Consider the following 16515-nt stretch of genomic DNA (forward strand, 5'->3'; position numbering starts at 1 on the left):
TTAGTGGACACCGCACTAGCGACCGTCAGCCAGATCGTCGCCGGCTTCCCGCCCGCGGCGAGCGTTCGCGGCCTGAAGGATCGCCGCGGCAACGGCGGCCACCAGCGAGAGCGCCGTGAGCAGCAGCGCCGGCGCCACGACACCGGTGATGTCCTCCCCGGTTCCGCGGGCCAGCACCATGATCGTGGCGATTCCCGCCGCCAGTAGGCCGCTGGCCACCAGCGCGAGGTATTTGACGATCCGCAGGGCGGTCACATTCCTGGCCATGGCGATCCTCGCAAGGTCTGTCGCGTGTTCACGGATGATGCCGGCGAGTGTTTCGAGGAAGATCCAGGCAACGAAGGTGCCGTGTCGACGGCCTCTGGCTCCGGCCCGTTCGCGGCAGAGGTCGCTGAACGTCTGCTCCATGCTGACGGCGAAGCGTTCCCGGTACGGCCTCGGGTAGAGGCCGAGTAGCCCGCGGTACCAGCGTCGATATCGTTTCTGCGTGTCCATGGCTAGCCGCCCGTTGCGCCCGGCAGCAGGGACCGCTCGTGGGCGACCGCGACGACCTGGCGGTACCGCTGTAGTTCCGTCGCGAGCGTCTGTTGGCCGAGGGCGGTGATGCCGTAGTAGACGCGACGCTCGTCGTCCAGGCTCGGGTCGATCTTCTTGTCGCTCTCACGGATCAAGCCCGCTTCGGTCATCCGGCGGATCGAGCCGTAGAGCGTTCCCGGCCCCATCCTGACTTTCCCCCGGGAGTCTGACTCGACCTGCTTCATGATCCCGTAGCCATGGCGTTCCTGAGTGGAGAGCGCGAGCAGGATGTGGAGTACGGCCGGGGTCAGGGGTCCTCCCGCTCTGCTGCTCGCCATGAGCCGAAACTATATCCGTTACGGATATATGTCAAGCGAGCCCCGGCCTGCGCGGTGCGGATTCCCGGAGGTCTCAGGACGCAGGCTTTCGAGCTCGAGGAAAATCTCGTAGCGGCAGAGGTCGTCCTTGGTGCCCGTGTGGCGGAAACCGGCCCGTTCGAGGGTGCGTTGGGAGGCGACGTTGTCCGCGGTGGTGTCAGCGACGACCCGGGACAGGCCGTGATCGGCCGCGACCTTCAGCAGGGCGACGAGGGCCTCCGCCGCGTAGCCGTGGCCCCGCGCTGACGGCGAGAGCCCGTAGCCGACCTCGACGCACCCGTCGTCCGGCTGCCCCTTGAAACCGATTCCGCCGATGGCCTTCCCGTCGGCCGTCCGCGTGATCCGGTAGTGCCCGAAGGGGCGCTGGTCCCCGTGGGCTGCCGTGGCCCTGAGGAAGGCGGTGACGCCGTTGACGTCGCCGTCGAAGGGGAAGTCCTCAACCCAGGCGTCACCGGCTGCGGGACGCCGCCCGACGATGCGTTCACCCTCCGCCGCGTCGATGGGATGCAGGGACAGCCGCGGTGTGCGGAGTGCGGTCATGGGGGCACCCAAGCAATCCGCGACACCCCGCACAAGCCGATTACGCCACGGGGCAGCGGGCGGGCGCACGGAGACGGCGCAGGACTTTGTAGGGTGGCCCGATGGCATCGGTCAAGCAGTTCCAGGTGACCTTCGACTGCGCGGAGCCCGAGCGGGTCGCGCGGTTCTGGTGTGAGGTGTTGGGCTACGTCGTGCCCCCACCGCCGGAGGGATTCGCCACCTGGGCCGAGTTCGACCGCGCGCTACCGCCGGAGCAGCAGGGTTCGGCGTTCGCCTGCGTCGACCACACCGGCGCGGGCCCGCGGCTGTACTTCCAGCGGGTGCCCGAGGGTAAGGTCGCCAAGAATCGGCTGCACCTCGACGTGCGGGTCGGTACCGGGCTCGTGGGGGCGGAGCGCCTGGCCGCGCTCGAGGCCGAGTGCGCGCGACTGGTCGCGCTCGGCGCGGTACGCGTGCGACTGCTGCCCGCCGATGACACCAACGAGTCGTGCATGGTGATGCAGGACGTCGAGGGCAACGAGTTCTGCCTCGACTGAGCGGCCGCGACCCCTGGCTCAGGCTGGTCGGCCGGCGGACACCCTTGCCCGCGGTTACCGGTCGGCGCGGGGGTTCGGGACTGGACGGTGTCCCGTACCGTTCCCGCCGTGTCGGATGAACCGAGGCCGCTACGTCGTCACTGGGCGATTCTGGGGCCGCCCATCGCGACGGCCGTCATGTTCGTGCTCCTCCTCGTGATCAGCACGGTGCGGGGCAGCGATACCGCGTTGTGGATGCGTCCGGCGATGTTGGCCTTCGGCGGCCCCATGGTCCTGGTCTGGTGGCAGGTGGTGGTCCGTCCGCGGCATCGCTGGTGGGCGCTTGCCGCCGCTGTTCCGGTCACGGTGGCTGCCTACCTGCTGCTGTATCGCTTGGTGCTCACCGGACTGCCGTTTCCCTGGGACGGCGTCGTCAGCTTCGCGGTCGCCGGTTGGCTGGGTGCCTACACCTATGTGGCCGTCACCCGGCGGCCCACCGCGCCGTTCACCCGGGACCGGGCCGCCGAGGGCAGCCTGGTCGCGCCGGGTGAGGCGTACGAGGCCAGGTTCGGCCTGACCCGGCGCGACCTGTTGATGCTGCCGACCGGTGTGGTCGCCGTCGCCGTCGGGGTTCTGGTGTTCCGCGACGAGCCGGTCGCCGGTGTCGGCGCTGCCGTGTTCGGTGGCGCGCTCCTGCTGCTGCGGCTCATCACCGTTCTGAGCCGCCGTGTCGCGCTGCGCGTCGACGCGGCCGGGATCACCCTGGGGCAGGTGCCGCCCTGGCCGTCGTCGCACACCGCGGTGGTGCCGTGGGCCGACATCGAGGCCGTGGTGCTGTGGACGCAGCAGGTCGGCCTGAGCACGATCCCGTACGTCGGCGTGCAACGGCGTCCCGGCCTGGCACCGCTGCCCGGCTCGGCGCGCTCGCGCGGCTTACGGCGGATCAATCAGGCCGTCGTCCCGTACGTGCCACCGGCGGTCCTGGCCGACAGCCGGCCGGCGACCTTCTGGCGGCTGCACCGTCCGAGTCTGGAGGCAACGGTTCGCCACTTCGCGCCCGCGGTGCCGGTCGTCGACCTGGGCTGAGGGCCCCTCTTACCGGTACCGACCCGGGCGGCACGGTCCACGGTCGCCGCATTGACAGTCCCTGCACCATGGCGTCATGGCGCGAAGGTCGGACCTCGGTTGGTGGGGCAGGCATCCCTACTTCTACACGATCTTCATGACGACCGCCGCGTTGGCGTGCTGGACGACGCTGGTCGTCGCGGTGCTCACGGTCCCCGAGGCGGCCGTCGGCGTCGGGTCGTGCGCCGGGCTGTTCGGCGTGCTCATGACGATCGGGGCGGTGTACGCCTGGCACTGGCTGCTCATCGGCCGGCATCGTGACCGTCGGGCGAACGACCGGATGCGGTGGAAGTGGGACATGGCGCTGTTGAAGGCCGGTCGGGTCGTCCTCTGGGTGTTCTTCCTCGGGCTGCTGTTGGTGACTGCCGTCAGTTTCTACAGCGGATGGCGGCTCGACCGGTACGGGATCGCGGCGGAGGGGGTCGTGACGAAGGTCGACGGCAGCTCCGTCACGTTGACCGTCACCGGGCGGGACGGCGACCGGTTGGGCCTGCTGCAGGCGTCCAGCGACGACCCACCGCTGACCGCCGGTGACCGGGTCCAGGTCGTCTACGATCCTGCGACAGGTGTCGACGACGTCATCCGCGCCGACGAGTCGCCCTACGAGGTGGTCATCCCGCTGGCGGTCGGTACGGCGGTCGCCGGCGTGTTCGTGCTGGTGCCGGCCGCGCGTCGACGGTTCACCGAGCGCGCGCTCGAGCACTGGCGGTCGTCGGACGGCCGGATCCGCCCACCGAGCTGATCCGCCGCCCTCGTGCTCCGGACCTTCGGGGACGGCCGAGGAACCGCGTTCGGCGTCGACGCAACCTCACCGTCGCTCGGACCCGTCGAGCGTGCGGAGGAGGGAGCCTGGATGGTGGATGCCGAGGGTGAGTTCGTGGAGTACGTCTCCGCGCGACTGCCGAGCCTGCATCGGACCGCGTTTCTGATGTGCGGCGACGCCCACTTGGCGGACGACGTGGTCCAGCAGACGATCACAGCGCTGTACGTGAACTGGCGCCGGGTCAGCCGGGCCGACAACGTCGACGCGTACGTGCACCGGATGCTGGTCCACAAGCTCGTCGACGAGAAGCGGTTGAGCTGGGCGAAGGTCCGGTTGCTGGGGTCGGTGCCGGAGCCGGAGCTGTCGCCGGTCACACCGCACGACGAGTTCGCGGAGCGGGACAGCCTGCTCGCCGCGCTCGCCCATCTTCCCCGCGGCCAGCGCACCGTCCTGGTCCTGCGGTTCCTGTGCGACCTGTCACTGGCCGACACGGCAGCCGCGATGGGCTGCTCCGAGGGCAACGTGAAGTCGCAGACCTCACGGGCGCTGGTGGCGATCCGTCAGCTGCTCGACGTTACCGAGATGGCCGAGAGGAGCGCGAGATGACGACATTGGACGACCAGCGAATCGCGGAACTGCTGCAGTCGGCGCCGGTTCCCGAGCCGCGGGTCGACGTGGCCCGCGCGGTCCGCGACGGCCGGCGTCGTCGCCGGCGCCGCCGCCTCGGGGGGCTCACCGCGGTGACGGTGATGGCCGGAGTCGGTGCCGTGGGTCTGGTTCACCTCGACGACGCCACCAGCCGGACGGCCCCGGTCGCACCGGCCTTCGCGGAGTCACCGGCCGGCGCCGCGTCGACCGCGCCACCTTCGTCGGTCACCTGCGAGGCGTCGTGGTTGCCGCGGCCGATCGCCGGCCCGGTCGCGGTGGCGAACAGCGTCGACCCCAGCGGGCGGTACGTGGTCGGCGACATCGGCACCGGGCAGGAGGACGGGCGGGTCGTGCTGTGGAGCGACGGCCAGGCAGCCGTTCTGCCGGCCGGCGCGCGGCACGCCGCCGCCGTCAACGCCCGAGGCGACGTCGTGGGCACCAGTGGCGACGGCACCGGCTGGGTCTACCGGAACGGAAAGGTACGGATCCTGGCCACCCCGCCCGGTTACCACGCGGTCCTCGTCAGCGCGGTCAACGGCCGGGGCGACATCGCCGGCACCGCCCGCGCAGCCGGGGACGTCCACCGGGCGGTGCTGTGGTCGGCGGACCATCCGCAGGAGTACCGGCTGGTCGGCCCTCCGGGCTCGGCCGCGACCGGGATCACCGATGACGGCACCGTGGTCGGCGCGATGGGCGAACTGCCCTACCGGTGGACGCCGCAGGGCACCGGGACGACGCTGGAGTTGCCCGACGGCCATCCGCGTGCCTCGGTCCAATCGGCGCGCGGCGACTGGGCGATCGGCATGGTGCCCGGCGCTCAGCAGGGCGGTGCCGTGCAGATGCTGCCGGTGCGGTGGAACCTGACGACGGGAGCGGTGAGCCTGCTGCCGTTCCCGGGGGTGGCCGGGGTCGCCGCAACCGGCGACCTGCTGGTCGGCGACGGCGCGCCGCTGGTCGTCGCTCCGGACGGCACCTCCCGCCGGTTGCCGGGTCGCCCCGACGTTCGGGCGACCGAGGCGGGCACGTACCTGGCCAACGGGATCAGCGACGACGGTCTGACCGTGGTCGGTGCCGTCTCCGAGAAGCAGGCGTACCGGCCGCTGGTGTGGCGCTGCCAACGGTGACGGTCGCGGGTCGGCCGCGGCCACCGGTGTCCCCGTGCTGCGCCGCACGGTCGTGGTGCCGGCACCTCCCGGAGGTGCCGGCACGCGCACAGCGCGGTGGCGGAGCCGCCGGGCGTCATCGGGACGTTTCGCCCGCACGTAACGGGTAATCAGGCGTGCCGGCGTGGCCGGCGGGTGAACAGTGGCACCGAGTGAGGGAGTGCGCGTCATGTCCGATCGGCAGCCCACCATCGTCCTCGTGCACGGCGCGTTCGCCGAGTCGGCGAGCTGGAACGGTGTGATCGAGCGGCTGGGCGCCGCGTACGACGTGGTGGCCGCCGCCAACCCGCTGCGGAGCCTCGCCGGCGACGCCGCGTACGTGCGGGACGTGATGGCCGGGGTCGGCGGCCCGGTCGTTCTCGTCGGCCACTCGTACGGCGGCATGGTGATCACGCAGGCCGCGACCGACGACCCGTCGGTGCGGGCCCTCGTCTACGTCAACGCCTTCGCCCCCGACACGGGCGAGTCGGCGCTGGCGCTGTCCGCGAAGTTCCCCGGCAGCACGCTCGCCGAGACGCTGGTGCAGTACCCGGTCTCGACCGGCGGCAACGAGGTGGCGATCGGCCAGGACGCCTACCACCGGCAGTTCGTCGCCGACGTGTCGGCCGACGAGGCCGCGCTCATGGCCCGCACCCAGCGGCCGATCACCGAGCAGGCCCTGGGCGACGGACTCTCCGGGGACCCGGCCTGGCGGTCGCTGCCGAGCTGGTTCGTGTTCGGGGACGCCGACATGAACATCCCGGTCGCCGCGCACCGTTTCATGGCGGAGCGGGCCAACCCGCGGGGCCAGCGCGAGCTCCCCGGCGGCTCGCACGCGATGGCCGCCGCCCGACCGAGTGAGGTGGCCGAGACCATCATCGAGGCGGTCCGGGGAGTGGGCGGCTGACGTCGCGGGGCATCCGCCATCCCGACCGCGCCGCCCGGTGCGTCACATGCCGGTCGGTTCGGGCGAGTCGCCCGGCGGATGGGCCAGCACGAACCGCTCGACGGCGGCCCCGCTGACGGCCGCGCAGAACTGCCGGTAACCGGCGGTGGCCCCCCAGTGCGACAGGGCGAGCGGCCGACCGGCGGGGAACTCCCCGTACGCGGGGTCCCAAGGTGCCACCACGAACCTGCCCCCGTACCGGTCGTCGCCGAACTTCTGCGCCACCGCCCGCAACGCCTCGACCTGGTCGCGGACCAGCGGCTCGACGTACCAGAGAATGGTGTAGCCGTGTTCGAGGTTGTGCACCAGGATCTCGATGGCCGGCCGGTCGCGGGTGGTGTAGAACCGTCGCACGGCCGGCGCCGGCACCACGAAGTGCGGCCCGGACGACGGGGGCACCAGGTCGTACCGGACCCGGATGGCGTGCGGCTCGGCGGTGCCGGGCCCGACGTGGACGCCGGCGCCCCGGACCGGGTCGGTCAGCTCGGGGTCGCAGCCGGACCGGTCGAGGCCGACGCCGATGTCGGTGGCCGGCCGGTGGGCCGCGGAGTCGGCGTACGCGCGGACGAACGGGACCACCGCCACGGCCAGCAGCAGAGCACCGAGCGCGACGGCGACGGCGGCGATCCTCGGGCCGGCCGTCCGGCGGGGCTCAGCCACGGCGTCCGTCCCGGCGTCGCAGGTGGCCGGCGGCGAACTCCAGCACCGCCTCGATGGGGGGCATGCCCCGCCCGTCGAGGGTGCCGGTGCTCAGCGCGAGGACGGGCACCGGCGGCACCACGCCGTACCCGTCCTCGCGCAGCTGCGCCACGTTGCGCCGCACGGCGGGCCGCTCCCACATCGCCCGGTTCATCGACGGCACCAGCACGACGGGCGCCGTGGCGGCGAGCAGACAGGTGCCCACCAGGTTGTCGGCGATCCCGTGAGCCGCCTTGGCGAGGGTGTTGGCGGTGGCCGGCAGGACCAGCACCAGATCCGCCCAGGCCGTCAGGGCCAGGTGTGGTACCTCCGAGGTCGCCTCCTCGTCGACGAGGGCGGGGTGTCCGGTCAGGAGGGTGAACGAGCGGGCCGGCACGAACCGCGCCGCGGCCGGGGTGAGCACGACCCGTACGTCGAGCCGCAGCGCGTGCCGCATCACCATGATCGATTGGGGGAGGGTGAGCACGTCGGCGGAGCCGCAGGCGGCCACCAGGACCCGGCGGGCCGGGAACGGGCCGGCGTCGGCCGCGGACGGTCGCTGGGGCTGGTCGGTGCTGGTCACGGTACGGGTAGCCACGTTTCGCCTCCGGGTAGAGCAGAGTTGTCGGTCAGTTGGCAGCGCACCAGGTCGGCGTAGACGCCGTCGGCGCGCAGCAGCTCCTCGTGCCGGCCGCGCTCGACGACGCGCCCACCGTCGACCACGAGGATCTGGTCGGCGTTGCGCACGGTGCTCAGCCGGTGGGCGACGACGATCCGGGTGCAGCGCAGCGCCGAGATCGCCTGGTCGACGCGCCGTTCGGTGGCCACGTCGAGGTGGCTGGTCGCCTCGTCGAGCAGCAGCACGGCCGGTTGTCCGGCGACCGCACGCGCGATGGACAGCCGCTGCCGCTGCCCGCCGGAGAGGGCCTGGCCCCGCTCGGCGACCTGGGTGTCGTAGCCCATCGGCATCGCCGCGATGTCCTCGTCGATTGCGGCGACCTCGGCGGCCGCCCGGATCGCCGGCATGCCGATGCCCGGGTGGACGAGGCTGACGTTGCGTCGGATGGAGTCGCGGAACAGGTAGCTCTCCTGGAGCACGACGCCGAACTGGCGGCGCAACGCCGTCGGGTCGATGCGGGACAGCGGCACCCCGTCGAACAGAATCTCCCCGCCGGTCGGCCGGTAGAGACCGGTCAGCAGCATGGCCAGGGTGCTCTTGCCGCTGCCGGACCGCCCGACGATGGCGACCTTCTCCCCGGGCGCGACGTCGAACGAGACTCCCCGCAGCACTGGTGGCGCGCTCCCGTCGTAGCGGAACGTCACGTCGCGGACGCTGATCCGGCCGGTGAGCCGGGGCGCGGGCTGGGCCGCGTCGCCGGCCGGCTCCGGTTGCGCGGCGAAGACGTCCCGCAGCCGTTGCAGGTGCGACACCACCGACTGGAGCACCTGGGCGCTGGCCACCAGCGAGGCCAGCGGGGTGAGCGCGGACAGGGCCAGCGCCTGCAGGCCGAGGGTCTCGCCGAGGCTCGCGCCGTCGAAGAGTCGACCGGTGCCCAGCCACAGCAGCGCCAGCGGGCCGGCGAGCTGGACGCTGGCGGTGATGTTGGCGACGGTGGCGGAGAGCCGGTTCTGCGCCACGTCGGCGTCGAGCGCGGTGGTGTAGCGGCGCAACCAGCCGTCGAAGACCTGCCGTTCGGCACCCATCGACTTGACCGTCGCGATGCCGGACAACGCCTCCATCAGCGCGCTCTCCGCATCGGCCTGCACGGTCAGATGCCGCTGGCCCAGGCGCAGCAGCCGGCCGTTGACGACCGCCACGGCCACCACCTGGGCGATGCCGATCGCGGCGGCCAGCCCGGCGAAGGCCAGGTCGCTGGCGAACAGCACCCCGAAGTACGCGATCACCAGCACGCCGTCGATCACGGCGGTCAGCACCTGGGTGGTGACCAGTTCGCGCAGCAGGATGCTGCTGGACAGCCGCTGCATCAGGTCGCCGCTGGCGCGTTGCTGGAAGAAGGCGTACGGCAGCCGCAGCAGGTGTCCGAACAGTCGGGTCATCAGCGCGGAGTCCACCCGGGCCTGAAGGGTGACCAGGAGCCGGGACCGCAGGTAGGCCACCCCGAACTGGGTGAGCACGAGCGCGGCGATGGCCAGCGCCAGGTACGGCATGAGGGCGGTCTCGCGGGCCGGCATGATCCGGTCGAAGGCGACGGTGGTGGCCATCGGCAGCGCCAGGCCCAGCGCCTGCAGGATCAGGGACACGGTGAACGCGGCCCCCAGCTGCGGCAGGAACGGCCGCAGCAGCGGTCGGGCGCGCCGCAGTCGGGCGATCGGTCCGGACCGGACGGCCGGCGGCTCGGGCGGGGACTGCGGGTCCCGGGCGTAGGTCAGCACCGTCCCGCTGAACCCGGCGGCGAACTCGTCCGGGGTGAGCAGCCGGCGTCCGAGCGCCGGGTCGACCAGCCGGACGCCGCGCTCCCCGACGTGTTCCACGACGACGAAGTGCGCGTTCTCCCAGTGTGCGACCGCCGGCAGGGGCAGCGTGCCGACCTGGTCCGGTTCGGCGCGGAAGGCCCGACCGTGCAGCCCGAACCGTGGCCCTGCGGCGAGCAGCGCCCGCGCCGTGACACCGTCCCGGCCGATGTCGAGCCGCTCGCGCACGGCGGCCAGCGGGGCGCGTACGCCGTGCCAGCGGGCGATCATCGCCAGGCAGGCGGCGCCGCAGTCGGCGTCGGCCATCTGCAGCACCAGCGGCACCCGCCGCCGACCCGGCCGGAGCCGGCGCGTCCCGTTCCCGGTCAGGCCGCCCACTGTGGCTCCCTGGCGTCGGCGGTGCTCGTGCCGTGGCCGGCCGTCGCCGGTGGGGCGAGCAGGAGCACCGACGGCACCCGCCCGGGCGCGGCCAGCCGCAGCAGGGCGAGCCCGATCCCGGACAGGCCGGTCATCAGTTCGGGGGACGCGAGCGCGATTGGGTTCGCGCAGCGCCAGCCGCCGGTGCGGCCGTCGCGGAGCACCGCCGCGGCCGGTGCGGCCGCCCGTCGTGGCGCGGCGGCCAGCAGCAGGTCGAGGTTGCCGAGGTCGCCGTGGCACAGCGAGTGGTTGCGCCCGAACCCGGCGGCGAGCGTGGTGCCGACCGCGGTCGCTATCTCGCCGTCCAGCACGTCGTCCGGTCCGAGCGCCTCGCGGACCAGCAGGCGCGACAGTCCGATCCCGGGTGCGCCGTGGCACCACGTCAGCCCGCAACGTCCCGGTCGGCGCAGGTCGGCCCAGTTCGCCTCGGCGGGGCGGAACAGGCCGCGGTCGTAGGCCAGCGCCCGGGCGGCCGCGTCGGCGTACGCGGGGTCGCCGGTCACCACCCGAGCGTGCGCGAGCGCGGCGGCGATCCCGGCCGCCCCGTGCGCGAGGCCACCGAGGGGGACACCGGCCGTCCCTCCGGTCGGGTGGGTGTAGCGGTCGGCGGCGGCGAGCAGCCGGTGGGCCGCGACGCGCACGGCCGGCCCGACCCGCTCCGGGTCCAAACCGGCGCGGGACACCGCGAGGACGGCTCCGGCGGACCCGTCGACCAGGTCCGCCGCCGGGCCGGCGGCGGCCAGCGCGGTGATCCGCGCCAGCGCCACGTCGACGGCCGGGGTGAACCGGCGGGTCTGCCACAGTTCCCCGAGGTGGCCGAGCGCGTGGACCAGGCCACCCCAGCCGGCGTACGCGCCGATCCCGCCGCCGGCGACCCGGCGATCGACGATCCGGGCGGCGAGCCCGGCGGCGGTGCGATCGGCGAGGTCGGTGAACCGCTGCTCGCCGGTGAGCCGGCCGGCGTGGGCCAGGAAGAGCGTCACCCCGGCGAGTCCGTCGTAGAGGTACGGGCCGAGCGGCGCCGGAGCCCACCGGCCCGGCGTGGCGGTGTCGGGGGTGAGCCCGAACCAGGTCGGCTCGGGCCCGTCGCAGGCCAGGGCGGCCACCGCGGCGGCCACCTCGCCCGCGGCGTCCAGGTACGCCCCGGGCGGCGGCACCGGAGCCGGGGGCACCTCGGCCAACCGCCAGCGCACCCGGGCGTGCGGGGCGTCCGCCGCGTCCACCCGGGCGGCGAAGGCGGCCTCGATCAGCCAGCGCTGCCGGGCCAAATCGGCTCCGCCCAACCCCGCGAGCCGGCGCCGCGCCTCGGCGAGGCCGGACCGGGCCAGCAGGCCGGGCAGCCGGCGTCCCCGGCTGGTCCACAGGTCACGGGAGTCCACCGTGGTGGTGAACATCGGCACGTCGCGGCGCGCCAGGTCGGCCCGTTCCGCCGCGACGGTGGCGGCCAGCAGCGGCAGTTCGGCCACCCCCGACCAGAGCCAGTCGTGCAGCCGTTCGGTGTCCAGGCCGTCCTGAAGGGCGTCGGTGTGCAGGGCGGCGTCCCGCAGCCGCAGATAGGTGCGGGTCGGGCGGAGCACCACCCGGATCTCGTCGGCGGCGAACGCGGTCACCGGACCGTTCGGGGCGAGCAGGTCGTCGCGGACGGCCGCGAGCAGGCGGTACGTGGCGGTGAAACCCTCCAGCACCTGCGGCAGGTGCGCGGCGACGTCGACCGGGACCGGGGCGGGTTCGCCGGCGTCCTGCTCGTCGTGGTGGTGGCCGGGCGCGCACACCCGCATCTCGTCGGTGCCCTCGGCCTGCCAGGCCGAGCAGTTGCAGCCGTTGCCGGCCGGGCCCGCTGCCTCGTCGGCGCGGGGCAGCAGCCCCACCGCGAGCACCGAGTCGGCGATCGCGTCGCCGCCGCCGAGAGCCGTCGCGGCGCGGGCGACCGCGGGGGTGAACACGGTTTCGAGGTCGACCAGGACGGGATGCTCACCGTGGACGACCACGTTCTCCCGGTGGCAGTCGGTGGCGCCGACGGCCCGCAGCAGGGCCAGCAGCGCCCCGTACCGGCGGGCCAACCGGCGCTGCCCGGCGGGCGTGCTCGGCGCGCTCGCCTCGACGTACTCGGCCCAGCCGTGCTCCCCGCGGGGCAGGACGGTGAACGTGCGCAGGTCGGTGCCCCGCGCGTTGAGCCAGGCCAGCAGGGTCTGGAACCGGGCCTCGACGGCTACCGGCCGAGGCTTGTAGACCAGCCGCAGACCACTGTCGAAGGTCGCCACCAGCACCCGTCGACCGTCGCGGTGCGGGTCGCCGGTCTCCTCGACGTCGACCAGGCGTCCTGGTCGGGTGCTGCCGTGGAACGTCGCGCCCAGCGCCGCCGCGTCGGCGACGAGGCGCTCCAGGAACTCGATGGTGCGGTCGGCCCAGCCACGCGTCAGGTCGTACGCCTGACGGGCCAGGACCGGGTAGTCGGCCAGCAGGGCCAGCGCCGCCTCGGGCGCGTGGTGGCGGCGGAAGAAGGCCGCGTACCGCTCCTGCGGTGTGTCGCCGGGCGACGCGCCCCGCAGCCGGTCGATGTTGAGCTCCAGGACGACGGCGCGGCTGAGCACCACCACCAACTCGTCGAGCAGCCCGGTCACGCCCAGCCGGTCGGCGTCGGGTGGCAGCAGGTCGGGTGCGTCGTCGGCGAGCTGCCGGGCCCGTCGCGCCACCCGGGCCCGGGCCCGGGCGACCAGCGGCGCCACCAGGGCGACGGACGCGTCGAGCGGGCGGCCGGGCAGCAGCTGCGGATCGATCTCGGCCGGCGGTGCCGGGCGGTAGCAGGACATGAGGTCGCCCACCCACTCCGGGGCCCGGCCCAGCCGGGCGGCGAGCCGCTGCGGCGACTCGTCCAGGAGCGCGAGCAGGGTGGACTCGTCCAGGCCCTCCGCCGCCAGCCGGCGTTGCCAGTCCTCGTCGCCGGCGAAGGCGCCGCCGGTGCGCCAGCGGGACAGCCGCCACCGGGACCGCTCACCGGGCTGCGGGTTCGACGGCGGGGCAGCGGCCAGCCGCTCCGTGATGGTCAGCGCGGCCAGGAGCCGCTGGTCGATCCGGGTGGTCGGTTCGTCGGCGGGATGCGGAACAGTGGACATGCGGAGCTCCAGCGGCGGGGATCGGACGGTGGGCGGGGTCCGGGCCGAGGCCCGGACCCCGTGGGACCCGCGATCGGGTCAGCCGTACGGACTCAGCAGACGCAGTGGCAGCAGGCCGTGGTGTGACCGGTGGTGGCGGCGGCACCGCCGGCGACCGTCTCCAGCTGGTCGCGGTCCAGCTCCACCAGGCCGGCCGGGTGGGCGTCGGTGGCCTCCGGGACGGCGGTGCGCCGGTACTCGTCCTTCCAGGCGCTGACGATGTCGGTGATGGACATTCGGATCTCCCTTCGCGACGACCCCCGGCCTGCCCGGCGGTCGCTTGCAGGACCAGCCTCCGTGCCCGGGGACGTCGGCACATGAGTAGCCGCTACCCCAGTCCGGGCCGGTCCTGTCGCGCCGGCGACAACCATCCCGACCGGCCAACGCGTTCCGTCTGCAGGCGTGTCCGGAAGGCGACGGCTCCACCGCGAGCGATGTGTGAGGGTGGGCCCGGTGTCACTCAGGCCGCCGCACGTCCTGATCCGGTCGGCCGAGCGGATCGAGGACGAGATTCGGCGACCGGGCCAAGGGCTGGTCCGGCCGGGGGTGAGGGGGTCCAGTGGCTGCGCCGGGATGTCTCGTGGACGGCAACGCGGGATGGCCGTTCGTCGGCCGTGCCCGGGAGCGGGAGCAGGCGGTCAGCGCGCTCGACACGGCGGCCGGCTCGGGGGTCCTGCTCACCGGCGACCCCGGGGTCGGCAAGAGTTCGCTGCTCGACGAGGTGCTCGACGACGCCCTGCGGCGGCAGCGGGTCGTGCTGCGGGTCACCGCCACACCCGGTTGGCGGGACGTGCCCTTCGGTGTGCTCGCCAGCCGGCTGCCGCAGCCGTCGGACGCGAACGTGGCCGACGTGTTCCGGGACGTCGAGCGGCGGCTGCGTGACGTCGCGGCGGGACGCGGCGTGGTCATCGGCGTCGACGACCTCAACTGGCTCGACGACGCGTCCGGGGCGTTGCTGGAACGGCTCGTCGTGGGCGGCACCGTCCAGGTGGTCGCCAGCGTACGCACCGACGCCCTGGACGCCGCGCCGGTCGCCGCGCTGCGGCGATCCCGGTCGGTTGACCGGGTGCACGTGCCGCCGCTGGACCCGGACGAGGCCGCACTCGTCGTCCGGGAGGCGCTGGGCGGCCCGGTCGACGGCCTGACCCTCGGCGCGCTGTGGCGGATCAGCCAGGGCAACCCGCTGTTCCTCCGCGAGGCGCTGCGGTGCGGGCTGCGCGACGGCGGGCTGGTCCGGCGCGACGGCATGTGGACGTGGCCCAGCGAGTCGCTGTGCCCCACCCATCTCGCCGAGCTGATCGAGCAGACCCTCGGCACCCTCGACGCCGACGAGGCCGAGGCGCTGCAGTACGTGGCCCACGCCGAACCCGCGCCGCTGGCCCTCATCGAGCGGGTGGTCCCACCGCGGACCGCCGAGCAGTTGGAGGAGCGCGGCCTGATCCGGCTGGTCCAGCACGGCCCGGCGGTGCTGGTGCAGACCGGCCACCCGCTGTACGCGGAGGTGGTGCGCAACCGCACCGGCGCGCTGCGTGCCCGCCGCCTGCGCCGGAACCTGGCCGAGGCACTGGCGGCCGTCGACGGCGGCGCGGGCGACCTGGCCCGCGTCGTCGCCTGGCGCTGCGAGGCGGACCTGCCGGTCGCGGCGGACGACCTGTTGACCGCCTCCGAGTACGCGCTGCGCCGGCACGACCCCGTGCTGGCGGAGCGGCTGGGCCGCCGGGTCGACTCCGCCCGCGGCGACTGGCAGGTGGCGCGGGCACTGGTGGCCCAGGGCCGCAGCGACGACGCGGACGGACACCTCGCCCGCGCGGCGGCGGACCTGACCGACCCCGCGGACCGGGCGGAGGCGGCGGCACTGCGGGTCCTGAACCTGTTCTGGGGCGGCCGACGGCCCGACCAGGCCCGCGAGGTGATCGACGCCGCCCAGCGCGAGCTGCCCGCCGAGGCGCACCCCGGGCTGCTGGCCGCGCAGGCCGGCATCGCGGCGTTCAGCGGCGACAGCGCCGGCGCCCGCGCCTGGGTGGCGCGGCTGGCGGCGGACCCGCCGCGCGATCCGCTGCTGGCGACCGCCGTCACCGCCCTGCACCCCTACCTGCTGCTGTTCGACGGGCAGCCGGGTGGGGCCGCCGGTATGTTCGACAGTGGCGAGGTCGACATCCCGGACACGTGGGCGACGATGCGCGCCGCCACGCAGACCTGTCACGTGCAGTCCCTGCTGATGTCGGGCCGGCTGCCCGAGGCGGAGCGGGTGGCGCGGCGGTACTACCGGGACGCGGTGGACCGGGGCGCGGCCGACGCGGTGGGGCTGCTCGCCTTCGCCCGGGGCAAGTGCGCCTACCACGCCGGTCAGATGGGCCGGGCGATGCGCTGGCTGCACGAGGCCCGCACCCTCGCCGGCGACCGCACCCTGTTCCCCATCCGGGTCTACGTGCTGTCGGCCAACGCGTATGTGGCGGCGCAGCTGGGCGAGCTCGCCGAGAGCCGGCGGCTGCTGCGACAGCTCCACGACGACCACACCGACGTCGACGGCGGGCGGCTCACGGGCCTGGTGGGCGCCGACGCCGAGTTGACCGCGGCCTGGCTCGCCGCCGCCGACGGCCAGCTGGCGACGGCGGTCGGCGCGCTGCGCGACCTGGCCGGACGCGCCGACCAGGCGAAGACGATCACCGTGGAGTGCCTGCACCTGCTCGCGCGCCTGGAGCCCACCGCCGGCACCGCCGAACGGCTGGCACAGGTCGCGGCCGAATGCGACAGTCCGCTGTTCACGCTGTGGGCCGACTACGCCCACGCGCTCGCCGCCGACGACCCGGCCGCCCTCGAGCGGGTCGGCACCGCGCTGGAGGCCAGCGGCTACCTCGCGCTCGCGCTGGAGGCGATGGTCGCCGCGGAGACGGCGTACGGGCGGCGTGGCGACCACCGCCGGGCGAACCTGCTGGCCCGCCGGGCCGACCTGCTGCAGCAGCGGTGCGGGGGCTACTCGCCGCCGCTGAGACCCCGGCCGGGCAGCAGCAAGGACGAGCTCACTCCCCGGGAGCGACAGATCTGCGAGCTGGCGGCGGCGGGCCACGACAACGCGGCGATCGCGGCCGAGCTCGTGCTGTCGGTGCGGACCGTGGAGAACCATCTCCAGCGGTCGTACGTCAAGCTGGGCCTGCGGGGGCGGGCGGGTCTCGCCCAGGCCCTCGGGTTGCGGCGGGCCGGTTGACCTCGGCGCGGGTGTCGGGCGCGGCGCGGCCTGATGGCGCTGACGAGTGCGGCGCTCG

The 16515-nt window shown here is 74.2% G+C and carries 15 protein-coding genes; 7 read left to right on the forward strand and 8 right to left on the reverse strand.

Annotation, left to right across the window (positions count from 1 at the left end):
* Positions 1-15 precede the first annotated feature (15 nt).
* From GA0070620_RS02790 to GA0070620_RS02800, 3 genes are read right to left on the reverse strand one after another with little or no spacing between them, the layout of a single operon-like run.
* A complete protein-coding gene (locus GA0070620_RS02790; protein ID WP_091588264.1) occupies positions 16-495 on the reverse strand; it encodes a hypothetical protein in 480 nt (159 codons plus the stop codon).
* A gap of 2 nt (positions 496-497) precedes the next feature.
* The gene (locus GA0070620_RS02795; protein ID WP_091588267.1) at positions 498-854 is read right to left on the reverse strand and encodes a PadR family transcriptional regulator; all 357 of its coding nucleotides are present in this window, start codon (positions 852-854) and stop codon (positions 498-500) included.
* A gap of 18 nt (positions 855-872) precedes the next feature.
* On the reverse strand, positions 873-1433 hold the full coding sequence (locus GA0070620_RS02800; RefSeq protein WP_091588269.1) for a GNAT family N-acetyltransferase: 561 nt from the start codon (positions 1431-1433) through the stop codon (positions 873-875).
* A gap of 101 nt (positions 1434-1534) precedes the next feature.
* On the opposite strand from GA0070620_RS02800, the gene GA0070620_RS02805 reads away from it, so the two are divergent.
* The 6 genes from GA0070620_RS02805 to GA0070620_RS02830 all read left to right on the forward strand — a co-directional run bounded on the left by GA0070620_RS02805 (position 1535) and on the right by GA0070620_RS02830 (position 6533).
* Complete coding sequence (locus GA0070620_RS02805; RefSeq protein ID WP_091588272.1) at positions 1535-1969, forward strand: VOC family protein; 435 nt, start codon at positions 1535-1537, stop codon at positions 1967-1969.
* Positions 1970-2146: 177 nt separating this feature from the next.
* Positions 2147-3034: a hypothetical protein gene (locus GA0070620_RS02810; protein ID WP_091588275.1), complete on the forward strand. Its 888-nt coding sequence runs from the start codon at positions 2147-2149 to the stop codon at positions 3032-3034.
* 76 nt (positions 3035-3110) lie between these two features.
* Positions 3111-3815 carry a hypothetical protein gene (locus GA0070620_RS02815; RefSeq protein ID WP_157741518.1) on the forward strand — a complete coding sequence of 235 codons (705 nt, stop codon included), beginning with the start codon at positions 3111-3113 and terminating at the stop codon, positions 3813-3815.
* A gap of 111 nt (positions 3816-3926) precedes the next feature.
* Entirely contained in the window at positions 3927-4442 is a 516-nt protein-coding gene (locus GA0070620_RS02820; protein WP_091597868.1) for a SigE family RNA polymerase sigma factor, read from the forward strand.
* Positions 4439-5608, forward strand: a complete 1170-nt coding sequence (locus tag GA0070620_RS02825; protein WP_091588280.1) for a hypothetical protein — start codon at positions 4439-4441, stop codon at positions 5606-5608. Before GA0070620_RS02820 ends, GA0070620_RS02825 begins: the two co-directional genes overlap by 4 nt.
* Before the next feature lie 208 nt (positions 5609-5816).
* Entirely contained in the window at positions 5817-6533 is a 717-nt protein-coding gene (locus GA0070620_RS02830) for an alpha/beta fold hydrolase (protein ID WP_091588282.1), read from the forward strand.
* 42 nt (positions 6534-6575) lie between these two features.
* Here GA0070620_RS02830 and GA0070620_RS02835 read toward each other — a convergent pair whose 3' ends face one another.
* The 5 genes from GA0070620_RS02835 to GA0070620_RS32590 all read right to left on the reverse strand — a co-directional run bounded on the left by GA0070620_RS02835 (position 6576) and on the right by GA0070620_RS32590 (position 13488).
* Entirely contained in the window at positions 6576-7232 is a 657-nt protein-coding gene (locus GA0070620_RS02835) for a DUF3105 domain-containing protein (protein ID WP_091588284.1), read from the reverse strand.
* Positions 7225-7848 (reverse strand): flavoprotein, encoded by a 624-nt coding sequence (locus GA0070620_RS02840; protein WP_157741519.1) that lies wholly within the window; start codon positions 7846-7848, stop codon positions 7225-7227. Before GA0070620_RS02840 ends, GA0070620_RS02835 begins: the two co-directional genes overlap by 8 nt.
* Positions 7830-10061 carry a peptidase domain-containing ABC transporter gene (locus GA0070620_RS02845; RefSeq protein WP_091588287.1) on the reverse strand — a complete coding sequence of 744 codons (2232 nt, stop codon included), beginning with the start codon at positions 10059-10061 and terminating at the stop codon, positions 7830-7832. Before GA0070620_RS02845 ends, GA0070620_RS02840 begins: the two co-directional genes overlap by 19 nt.
* Positions 10049-13213 carry a type 2 lanthipeptide synthetase LanM family protein gene (locus tag GA0070620_RS02850; RefSeq protein ID WP_091588289.1) on the reverse strand — a complete coding sequence of 1055 codons (3165 nt, stop codon included), beginning with the start codon at positions 13211-13213 and terminating at the stop codon, positions 10049-10051. Before GA0070620_RS02850 ends, GA0070620_RS02845 begins: the two co-directional genes overlap by 13 nt.
* Positions 13214-13305: 92 nt before the next feature.
* Positions 13306-13488, reverse strand: coding sequence for a mersacidin/lichenicidin family type 2 lantibiotic (locus GA0070620_RS32590; RefSeq protein WP_157741520.1), 183 nt, complete (start codon positions 13486-13488; stop codon positions 13306-13308).
* 344 nt (positions 13489-13832) lie between these two features.
* Between GA0070620_RS32590 and GA0070620_RS02860 the strand changes: the two genes are divergently transcribed.
* Positions 13833-16457, forward strand: a complete 2625-nt coding sequence (locus GA0070620_RS02860; protein ID WP_172836369.1) for an AAA family ATPase — start codon at positions 13833-13835, stop codon at positions 16455-16457.
* Positions 16458-16515 lie beyond the last annotated feature (58 nt).

The organism is Micromonospora krabiensis, assembly GCF_900091425.1.
Taxonomy (GTDB): Bacteria; Actinomycetota; Actinomycetes; order Mycobacteriales; family Micromonosporaceae; genus Micromonospora; species Micromonospora krabiensis.

Excerpts from the sequence above, each read along its gene's own strand:
- GA0070620_RS02810 (WP_091588275.1), top strand. The coding sequence starts at position 2,147 with ATGTTCGTGCTCCTCCTCGTGATCAGCACGGTGCGGGGCAGCGATACC.
- GA0070620_RS02815 (WP_157741518.1), top strand. The coding sequence starts at position 3,111 with ATGGCGCGAAGGTCGGACCTCGGTTGGTGGGGCAGGCATCCCTACTTC.
- GA0070620_RS02800 (WP_091588269.1), bottom strand. The coding sequence starts at position 1,433 with ATGACCGCACTCCGCACACCGCGGCTGTCCCTGCATCCCATCGACGCG.
- GA0070620_RS02830 (WP_091588282.1), top strand. The coding sequence starts at position 5,817 with ATGTCCGATCGGCAGCCCACCATCGTCCTCGTGCACGGCGCGTTCGCC.
- GA0070620_RS02820 (WP_091597868.1), top strand. The coding sequence starts at position 3,927 with ATGGTGGATGCCGAGGGTGAGTTCGTGGAGTACGTCTCCGCGCGACTG.
- GA0070620_RS32590 (WP_157741520.1), bottom strand. The coding sequence starts at position 13,488 with ATGTCCATCACCGACATCGTCAGCGCCTGGAAGGACGAGTACCGGCGC.
- GA0070620_RS02795 (WP_091588267.1), bottom strand. The coding sequence starts at position 854 with ATGGCGAGCAGCAGAGCGGGAGGACCCCTGACCCCGGCCGTACTCCAC.
- GA0070620_RS02850 (WP_091588289.1), bottom strand. The coding sequence starts at position 13,213 with ATGTCCACTGTTCCGCATCCCGCCGACGAACCGACCACCCGGATCGAC.
- GA0070620_RS02790 (WP_091588264.1), bottom strand. The coding sequence starts at position 495 with ATGGACACGCAGAAACGATATCGACGCTGGTACCGCGGGCTACTCGGC.
- GA0070620_RS02825 (WP_091588280.1), top strand. The coding sequence starts at position 4,439 with ATGACGACATTGGACGACCAGCGAATCGCGGAACTGCTGCAGTCGGCG.
- GA0070620_RS02805 (WP_091588272.1), top strand. The coding sequence starts at position 1,535 with ATGGCATCGGTCAAGCAGTTCCAGGTGACCTTCGACTGCGCGGAGCCC.